Source organism: Hydrogenophaga sp. L76 (assembly GCF_057654755.1).
Map to the genome: position 1 here is coordinate 2,490,753 of NZ_CM172807.1, position 20,141 is coordinate 2,510,893.

The window sequence follows — 20,141 nt, forward strand, 5'->3', positions numbered from 1 at the left end:
CTCGCGCACCACAAAACCGGTCGCGGCTTTGACGACAATAGGGACCCTTTGCTTGATAAACACAAGCCCTCTTCATCATGATCCGACTCTCCGAACTCAAGCTCCCGCTGGCCGACGTGCCGGCCGAACACCGCCGCGCCTCCGACGCACCGTCCGAAACCGACGAAGACCGCATCCCGCCGCCGCACCCGGTCGAGGCCCTCGCCCGGCTCGCCGCCCAGGCGGTGGGCATCGAGGCCGACGGCATCGCCCACCTGCACGTGTTCAAACGCAGCTTCGACGCCCGCAAGGCCGAACTGCTGGCCGTGTATATCGTGGACGTGACGCTGGCCGACCCGGCGCTGGAACCCAGCCTGCTGGCGCAACACGAGAAGAACCCGCACATCCAGCCCACGCCCGACATGGCCTGGCACGCGCCCGGTCACGCGCCCACCGGCTGGCCCGCCGACGAGGCGGATCGCCCGGTGGTGGTTGGCCTCGGTCCTTGCGGCCTGTTCACCGCGCTGGCGCTGGCGCAGATGGGCCTGCGCCCCATCGTGCTGGAGCGTGGCAAGCCGGTGCGCGAGCGCACCAAGGACACCTGGGGCCTGTGGCGCAAGAAGGTGCTGAACCCGCAGAGCAATGTGCAGTACGGCGAAGGCGGCGCCGGCCTGTTTTCCGACGGCAAGCTCTACAGCCAGATCAAGGACCCACGCTTCCTCGGCCGCAAGGTGATGCAGGAGTTTGTGGACGCTGGCGGGCCACCCGAAATCCTGTACCAGGCGCACCCGCACATCGGCACCTTCAAGCTGGTCAAGGTGGTCGAGGCGATGCGCGAAAAGATCATCGCGCTGGGTGGCGAAATCCGCTTCCAGCAGCAGGTGGTGGGCCTCACGCTGGCACCCTCCAATGGCGGTCAGCAGCAACTGACTGGCCTGCGCGTGCTGCAGCTGGACAGCGGGGCGATCACCGAACTGCCCGCGCGGCGCGCCGTTCTGGCGCTCGGCCACAGCTCGCGCGACACCTTCGCCTTGCTGCACGATGCGGGCGTGTTCCTCGAAGCCAAACCGTTCTCGGTGGGCTTTCGCATCGAGCACCCGCAAAGCGTGATCGACCGCGCGCGCTGGGGCCGCCACGCCGGCCACCCGCTGCTCGGTGCCGCGGACTACAAGCTGGTGCACCACGCGAAAAATGGCCGCGCGGTCTACAGCTTCTGCATGTGCCCGGGCGGCACCGTGGTGGCGGCCACCTCCGAGCCGGGTCGCGTGGTCACCAACGGCATGAGTCAGTACTCGCGCAACGAGCGCAACGCCAACGCCGGCCTGGTGGTGGGCATCGACGTGGCTGACTTCCCGCAGTCCTTTCCGCAAGACGCGCCGCTATGGACCGCCGCCTTCGGTGAGGCCGATGGCGCGCGCTACGCCACACAGGCCCAGGCCATGGCCGCACAAGGCCAGACGCACCCGCTGGCTGGCATCGTGCTGCAGCGCCAGCTGGAAGCCCGGGCCTACGAGCTCGGCGGCGGCACCTACGAAGCCCCCGGTCAGCTGGTGGGCGACTTCGTGGCCCAGACACCGTCCACAGCGCTCGGCACGGTGGATCCGTCGTACAAGCCAGGCGTGAAGCTCGGCAACCTCGCACCCGCTCTGCCGGATTTCGCCATCGAGGCCATGCGCGAAGCCATTCCCGTCTTCGGCCGCAAGATCAAGGGTTACGACATGGCCGATGCCGTGCTCACCGGCGTGGAAACGCGCACCTCGTCGCCGCTGCGCATCACGCGCGGGACGGACTGCCAGAGCCTGAACACCCGGGGCCTGTACCCGGCGGGCGAGGGCGCGGGCTACGCTGGCGGCATCCTCTCCGCGGGCGTGGACGGCATCAAAGTCGCCGAAGCGCTGGCCCGCGATCTGCTCGGGATTCCTGCGCAAGCTTGAAGCCGACACCAGACGTTACATGTCTGGCGGCAGCTTTACACAGGCTGTGCAACGGCTTGACACGAGCCCCGCACGATGGAGGCTCCTCAACCAAGGAGCTTTCCATGAAATCCCCTGACCGTTCCATCCTCCTCCCCGTCCTCACCGGTGTGATCGCCCTCGCAGGCGCCGGTGCCGTCCAGGCCCAGGATGAACGCGCCCGCGTGCTCAGCAGCAAACCCATCATCCAGCAAGTGGCGACGCCGCGCGAGGTGTGCCAGAACCAGACCGTGACCGTACCCGGCCACAAGTCGGGCGCCGGTGCGCTGATCGGCGGCATCGCCGGTGGCGCCATGGGCAACGCCATCGGCGGTGGCAGCGGCCGCGCAGTGGCCACAGCCATCGGCCTGTTCGGTGGTGCCGTGCTCGGCAACCACATCGAAGGCCGCGGACAGCCCCGCACGCAGACCGTGCAGCAGTGCAGCACCCAGACCTTCTACGAAAACCAGACCGTGGCCTACGACGTGGAGTATGAGTACGCTGGCCGGCGCTACAACGTGCAGATGCCCGAAGAACCGGGCCGTTACGTCCATGTGAACGTGCAACCCGTCATCGCCGCGCCCGCACCGCGGCAGCAGATGCAATACCGCCCGGCGCCCCCGGCGGAACCCGAAGTGGTCTACATCGGTGGAACACGCCAGTATCCGGAGGTGTACCGCGGCCATCGCCGGGATCGCGAGAACGAACAATGGGATCGCAACTGGCGCTGAAGTCCGGGTCGCACCCATAAAAAAGCCCCGTCAATCTGACGGGGCTTTTTGTTGGCCGGGAAGCGCCGGGCGCTTCGACTGCGCCCGATCAGACGCTGAAGCTGGAGCCACAACCACAGGTGGTCGAGGCATTGGGGTTCTTGATGACGAACTGGGCACCCTCCAAGTCTTCCTTGTAGTCGATCTCGGCGCCGACCAGGTACTGGTAGCTCATGGCATCGATCAACAGCGAAACACCGTTCTTCGTCATGGTGGTGTCGTCTTCGTTGACCACCTCGTCAAAGGTGAAACCGTACTGGAAACCCGAGCAGCCACCGCCCTGCACAAACACGCGCAGCTTGAGGTCCGGGTTGCCCTCTTCGGCCACCAGCTCGGCCACTTTGGCCGCGGCGCTGTCGGTGAAGACCAGCGGTGCTGGCATGTCGGTCTGGATGTTTTCTGCAACTGCGCTCATGGGGTGTCCTGACATAGGTCTTGGGCCGCTTCCGGGGGGCTTCCTGAACGCGGCTGGTGGACGCCATTCGTCCACATCTGAAGCAATGCTATAGCAAATCGCTCGGGTTTGCGCTCAGCCGTTGTTTGCCGCCAGTTTCAATGTGGGTTTGTCTTCCAGGCCTGCGGCCATGGGTTTGAGCTGACCCGATATCGTGGCGCCCTGGTGCATCTCCAGAGCCTTGTAGGACACGTCGCCCTCAATCCGGGCTTTGGGCTGCAGTTCCAGCAGGTCAAACGCAAACACGGGGCCCTTGACGCTGCCGTTGATGATGACGTGGTCTGCATGGATCTGGCCGGTCACGCTGGCCGATTCGCTGATCACCAGGATGCTGGACTGTTCATCGCTGGCACGGATGTCGCCCACCACTTCGCCATCCACCCGCAGTCCGTCGTGGAACAACACATGGCCTTCGATGCGCGTTCCATGGGCGATCAGGCTTTTGATGGGGGGTTGCTTCTTCTTGCCAAACATGGAGTTCTCCGAAACGACAGTTGATTACAGCTTGATGGTGTGCAGGGCCAACACCGCGCCGTCCTGCAGGATTTTTGCGGTCACGGTTTTTACCACGGCCTGTTCGGGAACGTTCACCAGCCCCTCCTGGCGCAGATAGCCCTTGATCAGCACCGGTTGCGGCGACGGCTCCTGAATGGCTGACCAGGGTTTGCCTTCCAGCGTGCCGGTAAAAGTCACCTCCAGAACGCCCCTGACTTCGGGAGCGTTCTTGGTGGCCTGGATCAACAGCACCTGCCACTTGAGCTGGTTCTGCGCCAGACGATCGACCTGCAGGCCGCGAATGTTCAGTGCGCCACTCCCCGACCCCGGGATCAGGCGCTCAAAAAATCCCAGGTCGCTGCGCAGCACCTGGTTGTCCGCCTCCAGCTGGCGAATCTGCTGCACCAGTTGCTCCTGGGCCGCTTTCTCCGCCGTTAGCAGGCTTTCAGAGGTGTTGGCGATGGACTGCGCCCGGCCCAGTTCGGCACGCAGGTCCTGCGCCTCGTTGCGCAGGCGCTCCAGTTCCTGTTTGGCATTGCGGTCCAGGCCGGCGATGTCTTTGCCCACCTCAAAAGCCCAGAGCGCCAGGGCGCCCGAAAAGCCGAGCACCACGGCACCCAGCAGCCAGCGGAAGGGCCAGGGCATGGCGCTGCGCACCGACACCCGGGGCGCGCTGACCGTGAGTCTTCGTCGCAGGAGACGCAACCTCATTCAGACACCTTTCGATTGGGAATTGAGAACCCGGATCACACGACCCCAAAATGCAAAAACCGCCCCAAGACAAGCTTGCAGGCGGTTTTTGCGGCAGAAGCCAGGCGCTTTAGCGCTTGCTGAACTGCTTGGCGCGGCGTGCGGAACGCAGACCGACCTTCTTACGCTCGACTTCACGCGCATCGCGCGTGACGAAGCCGGCTTGCGACAGGCTCGGCTTGAGCGTCGCGTCGTAGTCGATCAGGGCGCGGGTGATGCCGTGACGCACAGCGCCGGCCTGGCCGGACTCGCCGCCACCGTGCACATTGACCATCACGTCGAAGGTGTCGGCGTGGTTGGTCAGCATCAGCGGCTGCTTGGCGATCATGATCGAGGTTTCACGGCCGAAGTAGGACTGGATGTCCTTGCCGTTGACCACGATCTGGCCGGAGCCTTTTTTCAGAAACACGCGGGCGACGCTGGATTTGCGACGGCCGGTGCCATTGTTCCATTCACCAATCATCTCAAGGCTCCTTTAGAGTTCCAGCACTTGCGGCTGTTGGGCGGTGTGGGGATGCTCAGCACCGCCGTACACCTTGAGCTTCTTGATCATAGCGTAGCCAAGCGGACCCTTGGGCAGCATGCCCTTGACGGCCTTCTCGATCGCGCGGCCAGGGTGCTTGGCCTGCATGTCGCGGAAGTTGGTGGCGTAGATACCGCCCGGGTAACCCGAGTGACGGTAGTAAATCTTGTCGAGGGCCTTGGTGCCCGTCACGCGGATTTTGGACGCGTTGATGATGACGATGTAGTCACCGGTATCGACGTGAGGCGTGTAAATGGCCTTGTGTTTGCCGCGCAAACGGAGAGCCACTTCACTGGCAACTCGTCCGAGGACCTTGTCGGTCGCGTCAATCACAAACCACTCGTGCGTCACGTCAGCTGCTTTTGCGCTGAACGTTTTGGTCATGAGTTTTCTCTTTGAAGGAGGGTTTGGCGGCTCTTTTCCACGGTCGGTTGTTCTCTGTCGGAACACTCTTAGGTGGGGTTTTGCACCCCGGTTGCCCGGTGTGCGGTCTTCGTCGCGGAGCCTTGCGTTTCGCTGCGAAGCTTTCCATTGTACGAAATATCGGCACCGATTGGCAAGCTGCGGATGAACGGCGTGTGACCGGGTCGCCCGGGGACGCTACCATCGGACCCTATGTTTAGTTACCGACACGCCTTCCACGCCGGCAACCACGCCGACGTGCTCAAACACATCACCCTGATCGCCACGCTGCGCCATCTGATGCAGAAAGAGGCCGGCATCACCCTGATCGACACACACGCGGGCGCCGGGCTGTACCGTCTGGACGGTGACTACACGGAGACCGGGGGCGAAGCCAAGGACGGCGTGGTCAAACTGATGGCCGCCCTGCGTCCGGCGGGTGCCGCGCCCGTGGCCGCCGCGCCGGTGATCGACGATTACCTGGACCTGATCGCCAGCTACAACCCCTCGGGTCTGCTGCGTGTCTACCCGGGTTCGCCCTTTGTGCTGCATTCGCTGCTGCGCACCGAATCGCGCGACAAGCTCAAATTGTTCGAGCTGCACCCGACCGACAGCCGCACCCTCAACGCCAACATCGCCCAGCTCGAAGCGGGGCGCCAGATCGCCGTGGCGCTGCAGGACGGCTTTGAAGGCGTCAAGCCCTTGCTCCCGCCGCCACCGTCGGCCACCGGCTCCAAGCGCGCCGCGGTGCTGATCGACCCCAGTTACGAGATCAAGAGCGATTACGGCAAAGTGAGCGCCTGCATACAGGAACTCATCCGCCGCTTTCCGACCGGCACCTACCTGGTGTGGTACCCGATCATTCCGCGCCCGGAGGCGCACGATTTGCCGCGCCGGCTGAAGACCCTGAGCAACCAGGCGCAACGGCCCTGGCTGAACGCGACGCTGGCCATCGGGCAGGACCCCACCCACGGCCCGGACGACCGGCCCGGCCTCACGGCCAGCGGCATGTTCGTCATCAACCCGCCCCACACGCTGAAAGCGGCGCTGCAGGTGGCCTTGCCCCAGTTGCTGACCCACCTCGGTCGGGGCCGCGGCAAAGGCCAGACCCTCGACACCGGCGGCTGAAGCCGACGCACGGCGGCGCCAAGGCCCTGGCACCGGGATTCAGGGCCGGGCCAGCACCATGACCCAGTAGTGGCCAAACCGGCTGCGCGCTTGCCGCACACAGCTCACGCCCACCGCCTCGAACTGGCGGCTCATGAGGTTGCTGCAATGCCCGGGGCTGGAGAGCCAGCCGGCGATGACGCCGTCCACCGTGGCTTGCCCGCCCGCCAGGTTCTCGCCCACCGATGTCCAGAGGTAGCCCTCGGCCGCGACCCGCTGGGCCAGGGAACGCCCGTCCCGGCTGGTGTGGGAGAAATAGTTCCAGGTGGCCATGTCACGGGCATGGTGGGCCGCGGCTGCAAACAGGCGTTGATTCCACACCAGCGGGCCAGCAGCCGGCATGACCGAGTTCCCGCAGGAGCGGGCCACGGCCCGCGCGGCGTTGAGGCGCTGAACCAGCGTTGTCTGAAAGCCCGGCAGCCCGCAAGCGGTGCTGGCATCCAGAGGCACATCTTCGGAAGCACGGTCCGCGACAAACACCCACTGGGCCGTTGTCCCGCTGACCGCCGCCGGGCCGCTGTGACCCACACCCGCCGTCAGCCCCGCCAGCAACGCGACCGTGAACCTGGCGCAGCGTTGCGACCAGGAGCCTGCGCAAAAAGGGAAAAGCCTGTCAGTGGGGGACATGGATCCGACTGTACGGAAAGGAACGCCTTGTGCACCCTGCCCCTCGCGCAAAGTCCCTCCCCGGATAAACCCTGAGTCCACACCGGGCAATTAACCAACCGATCGGTCGGTTAATTGCATATACTGCCGTCTCACCCCCACTCGACACCCGGTTTCGGGGTCAGGAGACGCGCATGTACACCCAATCTTTTTCGGTCGCCGACGGCGAGGCCAAGCCCGGCCTGAAGGCCGTGGCGGCACCGGCCAGCGCCGAAGACGCCGCATTGCAAACCCATTTCGATGCCGTGATCGACGCCGACGGCAAGATCGAACCGCGCGACTGGATGCCCGACGGCTACCGCAAGACCCTCGTGCGCCAGATCAGCCAGCACGCCCACAGCGAGATCGTGGGCATGCTGCCCGAGGGCAACTGGATCAGCCGCGCGCCCAGCCTGAAACGCAAGGCCATCCTGATCGCCAAGGTGCAGGACGAAGGCGGCCACGGCCTCTACCTCTACAGCGCCGCCGAGACGCTCGGCACCAGCCGCGAACAGATGCTCGACGGCCTGCACAGCGGCAAAGCCAAGTACAGCTCCATCTTCAACTACCCGACGATCAACTGGGCCGACGTGGGTGTGATTGGCTGGCTGGTGGACGGCGCGGCGATCATGAACCAGATCCCGCTGTGCCGCTGCAGCTACGGCCCTTACGCCCGCGCCATGATCCGCGTCTGCAAGGAAGAGAGCTTCCACCAGCGCCAGGGCTACGAGGCCCTGCTGGTGATGATGCAGGGCACGGCCGAGCAGAAGGCCATGGTGCAGGACGCCGTCAACCGCTACTGGTGGAAGTGCCTCGCCATGTTCGGCCCACCCGACGCCGACAGCCCCAACAGCGTGCAAGGCATGCGCTGGGGCATCAAGCGCATCTCGAACGACGACCTGCGCCAGAAGTTCGTGGACGCCACCGTGCCGCAGGCCGAGGTGCTGGGCGTGACCCTGCCCGACCCCGACCTGAAGTGGAACGAGGCGCGCGGCCACTGGGACTACGGCCAGATCGACTGGGACGAGTTCTGGGCCGTGGTCAACGGCAACGGCCCCTGCAACATGGAGCGCCTGGCCACCCGCGTGAAAGCCCACGAACAAGGCGCCTGGGTGCGGGAAGCCGCCATGGCCCACGCCGCCAAACAGCAAGCCCGCAACCTGAAGGAGGCCGCATGAACGCGCCCGCATCGACACCCGCACTGAAAGAATGGCCGCTCTGGGAAGTGTTCGTCCGCAGCAAGCAGGGCCTGGAACACAAACACTGCGGCAGCCTGCACGCCAGTGACGCACAACACGCGCTGCAGATGGCGCGCGACGTCTACACGCGCCGCCAGGAAGGCGTGAGCATCTGGGTGCTGCCATCCAACGCCATCACCGCCAGCGAACCCGACAGCAAGGACAGCTTCTTCGATCCGGCGGCCGACAAGATCTACCGCCACCCGACCTTCTACGAAATCCCCGAAAAAGTGGGGCACATGTGATGGCGGCAACCGAACCGAGCGCCGCGCAGGGCCGCCCCAAGCAAGCGAGCGCCCCCACGGGGGGCAGCGAACCAAGCGCCTCGCCGCTCGAAGCGGCAAGCCGGGGCGAAGCGGGGAGCGTGGGGGCTCCAGTGGACTATGTATTGCACCTGGCCGACAACGCCCTGGTGCTGGGCCAGCGCAACGCCGAATGGTGCGGCCACGGCCCCGTCCTCGAAGAAGACCTGGCGCTGGCCAACAACAGCCTGGACCTGATCGGCCAGGCGCGGCTGCTCTACCAGCACGCGGCCAGCCTCATCAACGCCAACCCGGCCGAGGCACAGCGCTTCGCGCACCTGCAGGGCGCGCGCCAGAACGGCCAGATCGCCGAAGACACGCTGGCCTACTTCCGCGACACGGCCGAGTTCCGTTGCCACACGCTGATGGAGCTGCCGCACCACGGCCCGCTGGTGGGCTATGCGGTGAGCGAGCGCGACTACGCCGTGACCATCGCGCGCAACTTCCTCGTCAGCGCGCTCATGGTGCTGGTGTGGGACCGGTTGCAGGCATCAAAAGACCCGCAGCTCGCCGCCATCGCCGCCAAGTCGCTCAAGGAGGTGAGCTACCACCTGCGCCACGCGGGCGACTGGCTGGTGCGTTTGGGCGACGGCACCGACGAATCGAAACGCCGCGCGCAGGCCGCGCTGGATCACCTGCTGCCGTATTGCGAAGCCTTCTGGCAGCCTTCCCCCGCCGAACAGGCCGCCGCAGCCGACGGCAGTGGCGTGGACGTGCGAACGCTGCGCGATCACTGGAACGCACTGGTGAACGACACCCTGGCCGAAGCCACGCTCACGCGTCACGACCAGCCGCACGCGGGCTATGTGGCCCAAGGCCATGTGGGCGTGCACTCAGAGCACCTGGGCTTCCTGCTGGCCGAGATGCAGAGCCTGGCGCGGGCGCACCCGACCGCGGTCTGGTGAACACCATGGATGTGGTCACCCACGCTTCGCTGCAGGCCATCACCGAGGCGCTGGCGCACCTGGCCGACCCGGAGATTCCGGTCATCAGCCTGCGCGAGCTGGGCATCCTGCGCGACGTGCGCGAGGGGGCCGACGGCGTGCCGGAAGTGGTCATCACGCCCACCTACAGCGGCTGCCCGGCCATGGGCCAGATCGAGGACGACATCCACGCGGCCCTGAGCGCCGCCGGGCTGCCCGGTCGCGTCATCACGCAGCTCTCGCCGGCCTGGACGACCGACTGGATGAGCGAGGTCGCGCGCGAGAAGCTGCGCGCCTACGGCATCGCGCCACCGCAGTGTGGCAGCCATGCCGACACGCCCGCCGGCGTGGTGAAGTTCAGCCGGCACGCAGTCCGGCACACCGCAGTGCCCTGCCCCCAGTGCGGCTCGCACAACACCACAGAAACCTCGCCCTTCGGTTCGACCGCCTGCAAAGCCTTGTACCGCTGCCTGGACTGCCTGGAACCCTTCGACTACTTCAAGCCGTACTGACACCATGAGCCACGCCGTCCCCCGCTTCCACGACCTCACCGTCTCGCGCATCCACCCCGAGGCCGCCGGATCGGTGGCGGTTTCACTGCGCATTCCGCCGGAGCTGCGCGACACATTTGCCTTCGAGCCGGGCCAGTTCCTCACCTTGCGCACCACCATCGGCGGGCAGGATGTGCGGCGCAGCTACTCCATCAGCAGCCCGCGCAGCCTGCTCACGCAGCAGGGCGAACTCACGCTGGGCATCCGCCCGGTCGAAGGCGGTGTGTTCTCGAACTGGGCCGCCACCGAGTTGAAGGCCGGAGACGCGCTGCGCGTGATGCCACCCGACGGCCGCTTCACCATCCACAAGCCGCGCGCCCTGCACCGTGTGGGCTTCGCGGCCGGTTCGGGCATCACGCCCATCCTGTCCATCATGGCCAGCACGCTGGAGGAATCGGCCGACAGCAAATTCACCCTGGTCTTCGGTAACCGACGCATGGCCAGCGTGATGTTCAACGAAGCTTTGCAGGACCTGAAGGACCGCTACCCCAGCCGCCTCACGCTGATACACGTGCTCTCGCGCCAGGCGCAGGAAGTGCCGCTGCTCGAAGGTCGCATCGACGGCGACAAGGTGCGCGCCATCATCGCCGCGCTGCTGCCGGTGGGCAGCATGGACGAGGTGTTCATCTGCGGTCCTGACGCCATGATCGAAGCTACGCAGCAGGCGCTGCTGGAAGCCGGCGTGCGGCCCGACCGCGTGCACACCGAACGTTTCACCTCACCGACGCTGGAAGCCCTGCCCGCCGATCAGCGCCAGGCCGCGGTGCTCGGCCACCCGGCGGTCCGCACCGATGGCGAAGTGGCGCTGACCGTGGTGCTCGACGGCAAGCCGCACCAGTTGCGCATGGGCAAGGACGAACACGTGCTGGACGTGGCGCTCAACGCCGGGCTGGACCTGCCCTGGTCGTGCCGCGGTGGGGTGTGCTGCACCTGCCGCGCCAAGGTGGTGGAAGGCGCTGTCACCATGGACAAGAACTTCACGCTCGAACCCTGGGAAACCGACAAAGGCTTTGTGCTGAGCTGCCAGGCGCGGCCGACAACAGACCGGCTGGTGGTGAGCTACGACGAACGCTGAAATTCGCCGGGCAAAAAAAGCCCGGTCGATGGACGCGCCGGGCCCGGACCCAGGTGAACCGGGCAGAGATCAGAACTTCCAGCCCACACCGACACCCAGCAACAGCGGGTCCACCTTCAGCTTGCCGATCTCGGTGCCGCCCGCGCTCACCTTGGTGGCGATCTGGACCTTCTTCACATCGACGTTCAGGTACATCGTGTCCGTCAGGCGAAAGTCCATGCCCGCCTGCAGCGCCAGACCGAAGCTGTTGCGCTTGATGTCCACGCCAGCGGGCAGGTTCACCGAGCTGAAGCGGGTGTAGTTCAGACCCGCGCCCACATACGGCTTGAAGGCCCCGAAGTCCGTGAAGTGGTACTGCACCGTCAAGGTGGGTGGCAGGTGCTTCAGGCTGCCGATGGGGACGCCGCCGGCGGTCAGCGTGTGTTTCTGGGGCACGGTGAGAATCAGTTCGGCAGCCAGGTTCGGGCTCAGGAAATAGGTGAAATCCACTTCGGGCAGCCACTTGTCGTTGACCGCGAGATCCAGGCCCGTGCTGTCCTTGTTGGCGCTGTCCAGGTGGACGGCGCGGGCACGGACCAGCAGGTCACCCGCCTTGAAATCCTGCGCCAGTGCGGCGCCCGAGCCCAGCAAACAGAGTGCGGCAACGGCAACGATGTGCTTCTTCATGGTCTTCCTTCAGTCCTTGACACGGGAACATTCCCGGCAGGCATTACAGAAGACCCCGCAGGGCACCCACTTGCGGAAGATCAAGCGGCACCGTGCACAGAAGCGGTGCGAGCCCGGAAATGCATACGAATTGATTCAGATCAATCCGCAGCAAGCGCCTCCACCAGCGCCCGCTCGTAGACCGGTTGGGCGCCGATGCCGTTGTGGTCGGCGCCCGGCACCATGACCGAACGCGCCACACCCGGCTTGAAATGCATGGCGAGTTGCGCCGTGCGCTCGGGCCGTATCAACGTGTCGTGTTCGGCGGCGATGAGCGTGGTGGGTGCGTTGATGCGCCCGGCCACGGCCGCCGAGTCAAAACGGTCCCGGATCAGCCAGCGCACGGGCCACCACGGGTAGTGTTCGACCGCCACGTTCTCGATGCTGTCGTAGGGCGTGACCAGAGCCAGGCGGGCCACGGGCTGTTCACTGGCCAGGCGCACGGCCACGCCGCTGCCCAGGCTGCGCCCGATCAGCTTGATCTCGGCGTGTTCCCGCCGCACGTGCTGGTAGAGCGCGCGGGCATCGGCGTGCAAAACGGTCTCGCTGGGATTTCCCGTGCTCTGCCCGTAGCCCCGGTAGTGCATCAAATACAGCGCATGGTCCGGGAACAGGCGCGCGAGATGCGGCAGAGTGCCCGACACATCTTCGGCATTGCCGCCGAAGTACAGGACCGCCGGCGCACCCGGCCGGGCCTGCACGCTGACCTGCAACGCTGCGCCGTCCACCAGCAGCGTGAGCGATGCCACCGCCAGCCGAGCCGGCTGCGGGTGGTACAGCAGCGCACGTTGCCAGGTGAACATGGCGGCGCAGCCCGCCAGGTACAACAAGGCCAGCCCCCAGAGCGGCCAGAGCAAGGTCTTGCGCAGCGTGTTCATCACGCCTGGACCTTCACACCTTTTCTAGCGCCTGCTCCAGATCGGCGATCAGGTCGTCGATGTGCTCGATGCCGATCGACAGGCGAACCATCTCGGGGCTCACGCCGGCTTTCTTCATTTCGTCGGGGTTGAGCTGGCGGTGCGTGGTGGTGGCCGGGTGGCAGGCGAGCGACTTGGCGTCGCCGATGTTCACCAGGCGCGTGAACAGCATCAGTGCGTCCTGGAAACGCGCGCCGGCTGCGATCGCATCGCTGGACTTCAGGCCGAAGCTGATGATGCCGGACGCCTTGCCGTCCATGTATTTCTGCACCAGCGCGTGGTCCTTGTGGTCGGGCAGGCCAGCGTAGTTCACCCAGTCCACCTTGGGGTGGTTCTGCAGGTGCGTCGCCACCTTGACCGCGTTGTCGCAGATGCGGTCCATGCGCAACGCCAGGGTCTCGATGCCCTGCAGGATCTGGAACGCGTTCATGGGCGAGAGCGCCGCACCCATGTTGCGCAGCGGCACCACGCGGGCGCGGCCGATGTAGGCGGCAGCGCCCAGCGCTTCGGTGTAGACCACGCCGTGGTAACTCACGTCGGGCTCGTTCAGGCGCTTGAAGCGGGCTTTGTGTTGGGCCCAGGGGAACTTGCCGCTGTCGACGATGGCGCCGCCGATGGTGGTGCCGTGGCCGCCGAGGTATTTGGTCAGCGAATGCACCACGATGTCGGCACCGTGTTCAAACGGGCGGCACAGGTAGGGGCTGGAGACCGTGTTGTCCACGATCAGTGGCACACCCGCCGCATGTGCTACGGCGGCGAGCGCGCCGATGTCGGTCACGTTGCCCAGCGGGTTGCCCACCGATTCGCAGTAGACCGCCTTGGTGCGCTCGTCGATCAGCGCGGCGAACGCGGTCGGGTCGCGCGGGTCGGCGAAACGCACGGTGATGCCCTGCTGCGGGAAGGTGTGGGCGAACAGGTTGTAGGTGCCACCGTAGAGCGTGGAGGCCGAGACGATGTTGTCGCCGGTTTCGGCAATGGTCTGGATCGCGGCCGTGATGGCCGCCATGCCCGAGGCCATGGCCAGCGCACCGATGCCGCCTTCGAGCGCCGCCAGGCGCGCTTCGAGCACGCCATTGGTCGGGTTCATGATGCGGCTGTAGATGTTGCCGGCGACCTTGAGGTCGAACAGATCGGCGCCGTGCTGCGTGTCGTCGAACGCGTAGGCCACGGTCTGGTAGATCGGCACCGCCACCGCCTTGGTGGTGGGGTCGGGGGTGTAACCGCCGTGCACGGCGATGGTTTCGATTTTCATGTGGCGGGTCTCCTGGATGGGTTGTTGCGATCGCTCGCGCTCATTCTCTCAGCAGCTCCACCACGCTCACCCCGCGGTGGCGCACACCCAGGGCGGTGATCGCGGCCTGGCTGAGATCGATGATGCGCTTGTGTGTGTAGGGCCCCCGGTCGTTGATGCGCACCACCACTTCCTTGCCGGTGTGCATGCTGCGCACCCGCACCTTGGTGCCGAACGGCAGGGTCTTGTGCGCCGCCGTGAAAGTGTGCATGTCGTAGCGTTCACCGCTGGCCGTGCGCCGGCCGTGGAAACGTTTCCCGTACCAGGACGCCATCCCTTTGTCGATCAGCTTGTCCGGAACCGATGGTGCCGCGAGCGGACCGTCCGACGAAGGGCTCTCACTGACGTCAGGCGGGGGCATTTCAAGTGCCGCCGAGGGCGTCAGTGGGATTCCCGCCCGACCCACCGCTTGCGCGGGTTCGGCGCTGAATGCGGTATCCGCCTGCTGACCAACTGGAGCATCCCGCTGCACGGGCGCAGGCACGGCGCAAGCGGTCAGCAGCGCGGCCAGCAGGACAGGCGCCAGATGCCGGCGAACTGCGGGGTGTTTCCAGGTGTGGGGCATGGTGTTTCCTCTCTGCATTCCGGGCCAGCCTCCGACCTTAACCCAGCTCAAGACGCTTCACGATCTCCAGCGTCGCCACGCTCTGGTTCATGGTGTAGAAGTGCAAAGCTGGCACACCGGCGTTGCGCAGCTGGTCACACAGGTCGGTGACCACGTCCAGGCCAAAGGCCTTGATGGAAGCGGTGTCGTCACCGTAAGCCTGCAGGCGCAGACGGATCCAGCGCGGGATCTCGGCGCCGCAGGCGTCGGAAAAGCGCATCAGCTGGGTGGAGCTGGTGATCGGCATGATGCCCGGCACCACCGGCACGTCGACCCCGAGCTTGTGCGCCTCGTCCACGAAGCGGAAGTAGGCGTCGCTGTTGTAGAAGTATTGCGTGATGGCCGAGTCGGCGCCGGCGCGCACCTTGGTGACGAAGGCCTGCAGGTCGGACTCGGGCGACTTCGCCTGCGGGTGCACTTCGGGGTAGGCAGCCACCTCGATGTGAAAGTCGCGCCCGGTCTCGGCGCGGATGAACGCCACGAGGTCGCTCGCATAGTGGAACTCGCCGCCGATGCCATAACCGCTGGGCAGGTCGCCGCGCAGCGCCACCAGGCGCCTGACACCCATGGCCTTGAGCGTAACCAGCTGCTCGCGCACGCTGGCCTGGGTGGCACCGATGCAGGAGAAGTGCGAGGCGGCGGCCACCCCCTCGGCCAGGATGGCGCCCACGGTGTCGAAGGTGCCCTGCTGCGTGGAGCCGCCGGCGCCGTAGGTGACCGAGCAGAATTCGGGCTTCTGCCCATACAGCTGCTGGCGCACGGCGCGCAGTTTCTCGGCGCCTTCGGGCGTCTTGGGCGGGAAGAATTCAAAACTCACTGGCAACGCCATGGTGATTCCTTGTCGAGCGTCGGGTCCACGGGACGGCTTCAGGCCGCCCGCTTCGCCCAGACGAAAAATTCGCGGTTGCCGTCACCACCGGTGATGGCACTTTCAAAATAGTCCAACAGCGTCAAGCCGTTGTCCACGCAGGCCAGCGCGATGCGCTCGCGCACGACCGCATAGCTCGCAACGTCCTTCACCAGGCCGCCCTTGCCGATCTGGCCCGGCTGCAGTTCGAACTGCGGCTTGACCAGCATCAGCAAGTCGCCGCCGTCTTTCAACAGCGGCACGATGGCCGGCCAGACCAGGGTCTGCGAGATGAACGACAGGTCGCCCACGATCAGGTCGAACGGCGCTGAAGCGGCCTCACCACCGGCTTGCGCCAGTTGCTGCGCCGTGAGTTCACGGGCGTTGCACTTTTCGATGCAGACCACCCGCGCATCGCTGCGCAGCTTCGGGTGCAACTGACCCTGCCCCACGTCCAGGCCCACCACCTGGGTGGCGCCGCGTTGCAGCAGGCAGTCGGTGAAACCACCGCTGCTCTGCCCCACGTCGAGGCAGCGTTGGCCGGTCACGTCCATCCCGCAGTGCGCCAGCGCGCCGTCGAGCTTGAGCCCGCCGCGCGACACGAAACGCGACTCCGCCGTGTCCAGCAGCTCCAGCTCCACCGCCTCACGCAGCTCGTCGCCGTTTTTGCTCACGGCCTTCCAGTCGCCACCGGGCACCCGCCAGCGCACCCCGGCAGCGATCAGCCGCTGGGCCTGCGAGCGCGAAGCAGCCAACCCTCGCTCGACGAGCAACTGGTCAGCGCGCATCGGCGATCAATAGCGGTAAGAGTCCGGCTTGTACGGACCTTGCTTCGGCACACCGATGTACGCCGCCTGCTCGTCGCTCAGCTCGCTCAGCATCGCGCCGACCTTCTTCAGGTGCAGACGGGCGACCTTCTCGTCCAGGTGCTTGGGCAGCACGTAGACCTTGCCGTTTTCGTAGAAGTCGCTGTGCGTGAACAGCTCGATCTGCGCAATCGTCTGGTTGGCAAACGAAGACGACATCACGAAGCTCGGGTGGCCGGTGCCGCAGCCCAGGTTCACCAGGCGGCCCTTGGCCAGCAGGATGATCTTCTTGCCGTCCGGGAAGATCACATGGTCCACCTGGGGCTTGATCTCTTCCCACTGGCACTTCTCTTCCAGCTGGGCGACCTGGATCTCGTTGTCGAAGTGGCCGATGTTGCAGACGATGGCCTGGTCCTTCATGGCGGCCATATGGTCGAAGGTGATCACGTCGCGGTTGCCGGTGGTGGTCACGAAGATGTCGGCCTTGTCGGCGGCGTACTCCATGGTCACGACCTTGTAGCCTTCCATCGCAGCCTGCAGGGCGTTGATGGGGTCGATCTCGGTCACCCACACCTGGGCGCTCAGGGCGCGCAGGGCCTGTGCCGAGCCCTTGCCCACGTCGCCGTAACCGGCCACGCAGGCGACCTTGCCGGCGATCATCACGTCGGTGGCGCGCTTGATGCCGTCCACCAGGCTCTCGCGGCAGCCATAGAGGTTGTCGAACTTGCTCTTGGTCACCGAGTCGTTCACGTTGATGGCGCGGAACATCAGACTGCCCTTGACCGACATTTCCTTCAGGCGGTGCACACCCGTGGTGGTTTCTTCGGTCACACCGATGATCTGGGCGCTCTTGCGGCTGTACCAGGTGCTGTCTTCGGCCAGCTTGGCCTTGATGGCGGCGAACAGGATGCGCTCTTCTTCGCTGCCGGGGTTGGCCAGCACGCTCTGGTCCTTCTCGGCCTGCTTGCCCAGGTGCATCAGCAGCGTGGCGTCGCCGCCGTCGTCCAGGATCATGTTCGGGCCTTCGCCTTCGCTGCCCTTGGGGCCGAAGTCGAAGATGCGGTGGGTGTAGTCCCAGTAGTCGGTCAGGGTCTCGCCCTTGACGGCGAACACCGGCGTGCCGGCGGCGGCGATCGCGGCGGCGGCGTGGTCCTGCGTGGAGAAGATGTTGCACGACGCCCAGCGCACTTCGGCGCCCAGCGCTTGCAGGGTCTCGATCAGCACGGCCGTCTGGATGGTCATGTGCAGCGAGCCGGTGATGCGCGCGCCCTTGAGCGCCTGCTTGGGTGCGAACTCTTCGCGGATGGCCATCAGGCCGGGCATCTCGGTCTCGGCGATGCGGATTTCCTTGCGGCCCCAGTCGGCCAGGCCGATGTCGGTGATGACGCAGTCGGCGTTGACGGCGTTGGGAATGCGTGCGTTCATGGTTCGCTCCAGATGAGGTTGGCAATAACCACTGGACGCGGGGGCAAAAAAAAGCCCATCGCACGTTCAGTGGATGAGCGTCGTTGCATGGATTTCCGAGCCTCACGCCCCGCGCTGACCGGTGGTCAGGGGTGCGCTGCAACGCTCCTCGGATCACATGATTCTACCGCAGACGGGCTTTTTGCGCATCTGCGAAACTCTTCAGCCTTTATGCCTCATCTCACCCTTTCCGACTGGCCGGCGGCCGCGCGCAGCCACATCCACGGTGTGCTCACCGACATCGACGACACCCTCACCACCGGGGGGGCGATCACGCCGGACGCGCTGGCCGCCCTGCAAGCCCTGCGCGCAGCGGGCCTGCCGGTGTTCGCCATCACCGGCAGGCCCGCAGGCTGGAGCGAAGCCTTTGCGCTGGACTGGCCGGTGAACGCCATCGTGGCGGAAAACGGCGCTGTCGCGCTGTCACGCGACCCGGGCGGCACGCTGCACAAGACCTACCTGCAGGACACAGCAACACGGCAAACCAACTTCGAACGCCTGCAGGCGGTGGCGCAGCGCATCCTGAGCGAGCTGCCGCAGACCCGCCTGTCGCAGGACAGCCCTGGGCGCGAGACCGACATCGCCATCGACCACAGCGAGTTCGCGCAGCTGGACGGTGCGACCATCGCGCAGGTGGTGCGCCTGATGCAGGCGGGCGGCCTGCATGCCACGGTGAGTTCCATCCACGTCAATGGCTGGATCGGCGAACACGACAAACTGGCGGGCGCGCGCTGGGTGGTGCGCGAACAGCTCGGCCGGAATCTGGACGCCGAGCCCGAGCACTGGGTCTACGTCGGCGACTCGACCAACGACGCGGTCATGTTCGGCCACTTCCCGCACAGCGTGGGCGTGGCCAACGTGGCGCGGTTCTGGGACCGGCTCGACCACCGCCCGCGCTATGTGACCCGGAGCGAGCGTGGTGCCGGCTTTGCCGAGGTGGTGCAGGCCCTGCTGGCTGGCCGCAAGGGAAGGACCGCATGAGCCCCCGTCCGGCCGTTCCGAAAGGGACTCGCAGCGCAGCCCGAAGGGCGGAGCCTGCCCGATGAGCGGACACCCGCTGCCGCCCGGCCACGGCGGCCTGGCCCTGCCCGCATCACCCCCCTCGCAGGCCCGCCTCGGCCTGGTGGCCATCTTTGGCTCCACCTTCTTTGAGCTGGTGGGCTACTTCATGCTCATGCCGCTGCTGCTGTTGCGCCTCAAGGGCGACGGTGTGTCCAACGCGCTGGCGGGCCTGCTGGCGGCCACGGGCTGGGTGGGCGTGTTCGCCATCACGCCGTTTGCCTCGGCGATCACGCAGCGGCTGGGGCGGCGCCCCACGCTGTGGCTGGCGGCGCTGGTGCCGGTGCTCAGCACGACCGGGTTCCTGTTCACCCGCTGGCTGCCCGCCTGGTTTGTGTTCGAGTTCGTCGCCGGCGCGGCGTCGGGCCTGCGCTGGGTGCTGGCCGAGGCGGTGGTGGCCGAGTTCGCGCCACCGCAGCGGCGCGGGCGCCTGGTGGGCCTGTTTGAAACCATGGTGGGCACCACCTTCGTCATCGGACCCGCGCTGCTCGCCACCGTGGGCGCGCAGAGCCCGGTGGCGCTGTGGATCGTGCTTGCCAGCATGACCCTCGGCCTGCTGTGGAGCCTGTTGATCCCGAGGCTGCCGGGCGCCACGGATGCCCACAGCGCCCGTGTGGGCCTGCAAGGCGTGTGGCACGCGCTGCGCGCGCACCCGCTGATCATGACGGTGGGTTTCGTCGGTGGTTTCTTCGAAAGTGGGCTCACATCCATCCTGCCGCTGTACGGCCTGAGTCTGGGGCTGGGCGTGACGGCGGCGGCCTTGCTGGTCTCGGCCAGTGGCCTGGGCAGCGCGCTCATGATGCTGCCCGCCGGGCTGCTGGCCGACCGCTTGGGCGCCCTCCCCCGCTGGGGTGACCCGCGCAGCGCCCGCCTCGCGCTCATGCGTTGGTGCGCGCTCGTCACGCTGGCTGCCACGGCGCTGATCCCTTTTGTCGCGGGCACGCCCTGGCTGGCGGCGGCGGTGGCGTTTTCATGGGGCGGCGCCGGCGGCAGCCTCTACACGCTGGCGATGATCGACATCGGCTCGCGCGAAGAAGGCATCACCCTGGTCAACAGCACCGCCGTGCTGGTGCTGTCGTACACCCTGGGCGGCGTGCTGGCGCCCGCGCTGGGTGCGGCCATGCTGGACTGGGCACCGGCGCTGGGCTTTCCGGCGCTGCTGCTGGCGGTGGCCGGGCCGGGCTGGTGGCTGCTGCACCGCACCGGCCGCGGTTAGGCTCTG

At 66.3% G+C, this 20,141-nt stretch carries 23 protein-coding genes and 1 riboswitch; of the genes, 10 read left to right on the forward strand and 13 right to left on the reverse strand.

Annotated features, from left to right (window positions below):
• Nucleotides 1–77 precede the first annotated feature (77 nt).
• Together AC23D4_RS11915 and AC23D4_RS11920 are read left to right on the forward strand one after the other, a co-directional pair.
• Nucleotides 78–1,913, forward strand: coding sequence for an NAD(P)/FAD-dependent oxidoreductase (locus tag AC23D4_RS11915; RefSeq protein WP_472888714.1), 1,836 nt, complete (start codon nucleotides 78–80; stop codon nucleotides 1,911–1,913).
• Nucleotides 1,914–2,017: 104 nt separating this feature from the next.
• A complete protein-coding gene (locus tag AC23D4_RS11920; RefSeq protein ID WP_472888715.1) occupies nucleotides 2,018–2,662 on the forward strand; it encodes a glycine zipper 2TM domain-containing protein in 645 nt (214 codons plus the stop codon).
• Between the two features lie 88 nt (nucleotides 2,663–2,750).
• On the opposite strand, the gene erpA is transcribed toward AC23D4_RS11920, so the two are convergent.
• The 5 genes from erpA to rplM form a co-directional block, all read right to left on the reverse strand.
• Nucleotides 2,751–3,116, reverse strand: coding sequence for an iron-sulfur cluster insertion protein ErpA (gene erpA, locus AC23D4_RS11925; RefSeq protein WP_086121452.1), 366 nt, complete (start codon nucleotides 3,114–3,116; stop codon nucleotides 2,751–2,753).
• 114 nt (nucleotides 3,117–3,230) lie between these two features.
• Nucleotides 3,231–3,629, reverse strand: coding sequence for a bactofilin family protein (locus AC23D4_RS11930; RefSeq protein WP_305280265.1), 399 nt, complete (start codon nucleotides 3,627–3,629; stop codon nucleotides 3,231–3,233).
• Between the two features lie 24 nt (nucleotides 3,630–3,653).
• Entirely contained in the window at nucleotides 3,654–4,361 is a 708-nt protein-coding gene (locus AC23D4_RS11935; RefSeq protein ID WP_472888716.1) for a DUF6776 family protein, read from the reverse strand.
• A gap of 109 nt (nucleotides 4,362–4,470) precedes the next feature.
• Nucleotides 4,471–4,863, reverse strand: coding sequence for a 30S ribosomal protein S9 (rpsI, locus tag AC23D4_RS11940; RefSeq protein ID WP_472888717.1), 393 nt, complete (start codon nucleotides 4,861–4,863; stop codon nucleotides 4,471–4,473).
• 12 nt (nucleotides 4,864–4,875) lie between these two features.
• Nucleotides 4,876–5,307: a 50S ribosomal protein L13 gene (gene rplM / locus AC23D4_RS11945; RefSeq protein WP_472888718.1), complete on the reverse strand. Its 432-nt coding sequence runs from the start codon at nucleotides 5,305–5,307 to the stop codon at nucleotides 4,876–4,878.
• 231 nt (nucleotides 5,308–5,538) lie between these two features.
• Between rplM and AC23D4_RS11950 the strand changes: the two genes are divergently transcribed.
• On the forward strand, nucleotides 5,539–6,453 hold the full coding sequence (locus AC23D4_RS11950) for a 23S rRNA (adenine(2030)-N(6))-methyltransferase RlmJ (protein WP_472888719.1): 915 nt from the start codon (nucleotides 5,539–5,541) through the stop codon (nucleotides 6,451–6,453).
• Between the two features lie 39 nt (nucleotides 6,454–6,492).
• On the opposite strand, the gene AC23D4_RS11955 is transcribed toward AC23D4_RS11950, so the two are convergent.
• Nucleotides 6,493–6,834: a CAP domain-containing protein gene (locus tag AC23D4_RS11955; RefSeq protein WP_487623613.1), complete on the reverse strand. Its 342-nt coding sequence runs from the start codon at nucleotides 6,832–6,834 to the stop codon at nucleotides 6,493–6,495.
• A 458-nt stretch (nucleotides 6,835–7,292) separates the two neighbouring features.
• Here AC23D4_RS11955 and paaA point away from each other — a divergent pair, with 458 nt between their 5' ends.
• From paaA to AC23D4_RS11980, 5 genes are read left to right on the forward strand one after another with little or no spacing between them, the layout of a single operon-like run.
• On the forward strand, nucleotides 7,293–8,315 hold the full coding sequence (gene paaA / locus AC23D4_RS11960) for a 1,2-phenylacetyl-CoA epoxidase subunit PaaA (protein ID WP_472888721.1): 1,023 nt from the start codon (nucleotides 7,293–7,295) through the stop codon (nucleotides 8,313–8,315).
• Nucleotides 8,312–8,620, forward strand: coding sequence for a 1,2-phenylacetyl-CoA epoxidase subunit PaaB (gene paaB, locus AC23D4_RS11965; protein ID WP_177132272.1), 309 nt, complete (start codon nucleotides 8,312–8,314; stop codon nucleotides 8,618–8,620). Before paaA ends, paaB begins: the two co-directional genes overlap by 4 nt.
• Nucleotides 8,620–9,582, forward strand: coding sequence for a 1,2-phenylacetyl-CoA epoxidase subunit PaaC (gene paaC, locus AC23D4_RS11970; RefSeq protein WP_472888722.1), 963 nt, complete (start codon nucleotides 8,620–8,622; stop codon nucleotides 9,580–9,582). Before paaB ends, paaC begins: the two co-directional genes overlap by 1 nt.
• A 5-nt stretch (nucleotides 9,583–9,587) precedes the next feature.
• Nucleotides 9,588–10,112 carry a 1,2-phenylacetyl-CoA epoxidase subunit PaaD gene (gene paaD / locus AC23D4_RS11975; RefSeq protein WP_472888786.1) on the forward strand — a complete coding sequence of 175 codons (525 nt, stop codon included), beginning with the start codon at nucleotides 9,588–9,590 and terminating at the stop codon, nucleotides 10,110–10,112.
• Nucleotides 10,113–10,116: 4 nt separating this feature from the next.
• Nucleotides 10,117–11,226 carry a 2Fe-2S iron-sulfur cluster-binding protein gene (locus tag AC23D4_RS11980; protein WP_472888723.1) on the forward strand — a complete coding sequence of 370 codons (1,110 nt, stop codon included), beginning with the start codon at nucleotides 10,117–10,119 and terminating at the stop codon, nucleotides 11,224–11,226.
• A gap of 69 nt (nucleotides 11,227–11,295) precedes the next feature.
• Here the strand turns inward: AC23D4_RS11980 and AC23D4_RS11985 are convergent, their stop codons facing one another.
• From AC23D4_RS11985 to ahcY, 7 genes are all read right to left on the reverse strand, one after another.
• Nucleotides 11,296–11,892, reverse strand: coding sequence for an OmpW/AlkL family protein (locus AC23D4_RS11985; protein ID WP_472888724.1), 597 nt, complete (start codon nucleotides 11,890–11,892; stop codon nucleotides 11,296–11,298).
• Nucleotides 11,893–12,032: 140 nt separating this feature from the next.
• A complete protein-coding gene (locus AC23D4_RS11990) occupies nucleotides 12,033–12,809 on the reverse strand; it encodes an alpha/beta hydrolase (RefSeq protein ID WP_472888725.1) in 777 nt (258 codons plus the stop codon).
• Nucleotides 12,810–12,822: 13 nt separating this feature from the next.
• On the reverse strand, nucleotides 12,823–14,100 hold the full coding sequence (locus tag AC23D4_RS11995) for an O-acetylhomoserine aminocarboxypropyltransferase/cysteine synthase family protein (RefSeq protein WP_472888726.1): 1,278 nt from the start codon (nucleotides 14,098–14,100) through the stop codon (nucleotides 12,823–12,825).
• A 40-nt stretch (nucleotides 14,101–14,140) separates the two neighbouring features.
• Nucleotides 14,141–14,704 carry a septal ring lytic transglycosylase RlpA family protein gene (locus AC23D4_RS12000; protein ID WP_472888727.1) on the reverse strand — a complete coding sequence of 188 codons (564 nt, stop codon included), beginning with the start codon at nucleotides 14,702–14,704 and terminating at the stop codon, nucleotides 14,141–14,143.
• A 37-nt stretch (nucleotides 14,705–14,741) separates the two neighbouring features.
• A complete protein-coding gene (gene metF / locus AC23D4_RS12005) occupies nucleotides 14,742–15,572 on the reverse strand; it encodes a methylenetetrahydrofolate reductase [NAD(P)H] (RefSeq protein ID WP_472888728.1) in 831 nt (276 codons plus the stop codon).
• A 38-nt stretch (nucleotides 15,573–15,610) separates the two neighbouring features.
• Complete coding sequence (locus tag AC23D4_RS12010) at nucleotides 15,611–16,378, reverse strand: TlyA family RNA methyltransferase (protein ID WP_472888729.1); 768 nt, start codon at nucleotides 16,376–16,378, stop codon at nucleotides 15,611–15,613.
• 6 nt (nucleotides 16,379–16,384) lie between these two features.
• Entirely contained in the window at nucleotides 16,385–17,821 is a 1,437-nt protein-coding gene (gene ahcY, locus AC23D4_RS12015; protein ID WP_472888730.1) for an adenosylhomocysteinase, read from the reverse strand.
• Nucleotides 17,822–17,889: 68 nt separating this feature from the next.
• A riboswitch (S-adenosyl-L-homocysteine riboswitch) is annotated at nucleotides 17,890–17,977 on the reverse strand.
• 54 nt (nucleotides 17,978–18,031) lie between these two features.
• Between ahcY and AC23D4_RS12020 the strand changes: the two genes are divergently transcribed.
• Together AC23D4_RS12020 and AC23D4_RS12025 are read left to right on the forward strand one after the other, a co-directional pair.
• Nucleotides 18,032–18,841: an HAD-IIB family hydrolase gene (locus AC23D4_RS12020; protein ID WP_472888731.1), complete on the forward strand. Its 810-nt coding sequence runs from the start codon at nucleotides 18,032–18,034 to the stop codon at nucleotides 18,839–18,841.
• Nucleotides 18,842–18,902: 61 nt separating this feature from the next.
• The gene (locus AC23D4_RS12025; protein ID WP_472888732.1) at nucleotides 18,903–20,135 is read left to right on the forward strand and encodes an MFS transporter; all 1,233 of its coding nucleotides are present in this window, start codon (nucleotides 18,903–18,905) and stop codon (nucleotides 20,133–20,135) included.
• Nucleotides 20,136–20,141 lie beyond the last annotated feature (6 nt).

Excerpts from the sequence above, each read along its gene's own strand:
- AC23D4_RS11930 (WP_305280265.1), bottom strand. The coding sequence starts at position 3,629 with ATGTTTGGCAAGAAGAAGCAACCCCCCATCAAAAGCCTGATCGCCCAT.
- rplM (WP_472888718.1), bottom strand. The coding sequence starts at position 5,307 with ATGACCAAAACGTTCAGCGCAAAAGCAGCTGACGTGACGCACGAGTGG.
- paaA (WP_472888721.1), top strand. The coding sequence starts at position 7,293 with ATGTACACCCAATCTTTTTCGGTCGCCGACGGCGAGGCCAAGCCCGGC.
- AC23D4_RS12025 (WP_472888732.1), top strand. The coding sequence starts at position 18,903 with ATGAGCGGACACCCGCTGCCGCCCGGCCACGGCGGCCTGGCCCTGCCC.
- paaD (WP_472888786.1), top strand. The coding sequence starts at position 9,588 with ATGGATGTGGTCACCCACGCTTCGCTGCAGGCCATCACCGAGGCGCTG.
- AC23D4_RS12010 (WP_472888729.1), bottom strand. The coding sequence starts at position 16,378 with ATGCGCGCTGACCAGTTGCTCGTCGAGCGAGGGTTGGCTGCTTCGCGC.
- paaB (WP_177132272.1), top strand. The coding sequence starts at position 8,312 with ATGAACGCGCCCGCATCGACACCCGCACTGAAAGAATGGCCGCTCTGG.
- metF (WP_472888728.1), bottom strand. The coding sequence starts at position 15,572 with ATGGCGTTGCCAGTGAGTTTTGAATTCTTCCCGCCCAAGACGCCCGAA.
- AC23D4_RS11935 (WP_472888716.1), bottom strand. The coding sequence starts at position 4,361 with ATGAGGTTGCGTCTCCTGCGACGAAGACTCACGGTCAGCGCGCCCCGG.
- AC23D4_RS11915 (WP_472888714.1), top strand. The coding sequence starts at position 78 with ATGATCCGACTCTCCGAACTCAAGCTCCCGCTGGCCGACGTGCCGGCC.
- AC23D4_RS11950 (WP_472888719.1), top strand. The coding sequence starts at position 5,539 with ATGTTTAGTTACCGACACGCCTTCCACGCCGGCAACCACGCCGACGTG.
- AC23D4_RS11985 (WP_472888724.1), bottom strand. The coding sequence starts at position 11,892 with ATGAAGAAGCACATCGTTGCCGTTGCCGCACTCTGTTTGCTGGGCTCG.
- AC23D4_RS11955 (WP_487623613.1), bottom strand. The coding sequence starts at position 6,834 with ATGCCGGCTGCTGGCCCGCTGGTGTGGAATCAACGCCTGTTTGCAGCC.
- ahcY (WP_472888730.1), bottom strand. The coding sequence starts at position 17,821 with ATGAACGCACGCATTCCCAACGCCGTCAACGCCGACTGCGTCATCACC.
- paaC (WP_472888722.1), top strand. The coding sequence starts at position 8,620 with ATGGCGGCAACCGAACCGAGCGCCGCGCAGGGCCGCCCCAAGCAAGCG.
- AC23D4_RS11920 (WP_472888715.1), top strand. The coding sequence starts at position 2,018 with ATGAAATCCCCTGACCGTTCCATCCTCCTCCCCGTCCTCACCGGTGTG.
- erpA (WP_086121452.1), bottom strand. The coding sequence starts at position 3,116 with ATGAGCGCAGTTGCAGAAAACATCCAGACCGACATGCCAGCACCGCTG.
- AC23D4_RS11980 (WP_472888723.1), top strand. The coding sequence starts at position 10,117 with ATGAGCCACGCCGTCCCCCGCTTCCACGACCTCACCGTCTCGCGCATC.
- rpsI (WP_472888717.1), bottom strand. The coding sequence starts at position 4,863 with ATGATTGGTGAATGGAACAATGGCACCGGCCGTCGCAAATCCAGCGTC.
- AC23D4_RS11990 (WP_472888725.1), bottom strand. The coding sequence starts at position 12,809 with ATGAACACGCTGCGCAAGACCTTGCTCTGGCCGCTCTGGGGGCTGGCC.
- AC23D4_RS12000 (WP_472888727.1), bottom strand. The coding sequence starts at position 14,704 with ATGCCCCACACCTGGAAACACCCCGCAGTTCGCCGGCATCTGGCGCCT.
- AC23D4_RS12020 (WP_472888731.1), top strand. The coding sequence starts at position 18,032 with ATGCCTCATCTCACCCTTTCCGACTGGCCGGCGGCCGCGCGCAGCCAC.
- AC23D4_RS11995 (WP_472888726.1), bottom strand. The coding sequence starts at position 14,100 with ATGAAAATCGAAACCATCGCCGTGCACGGCGGTTACACCCCCGACCCC.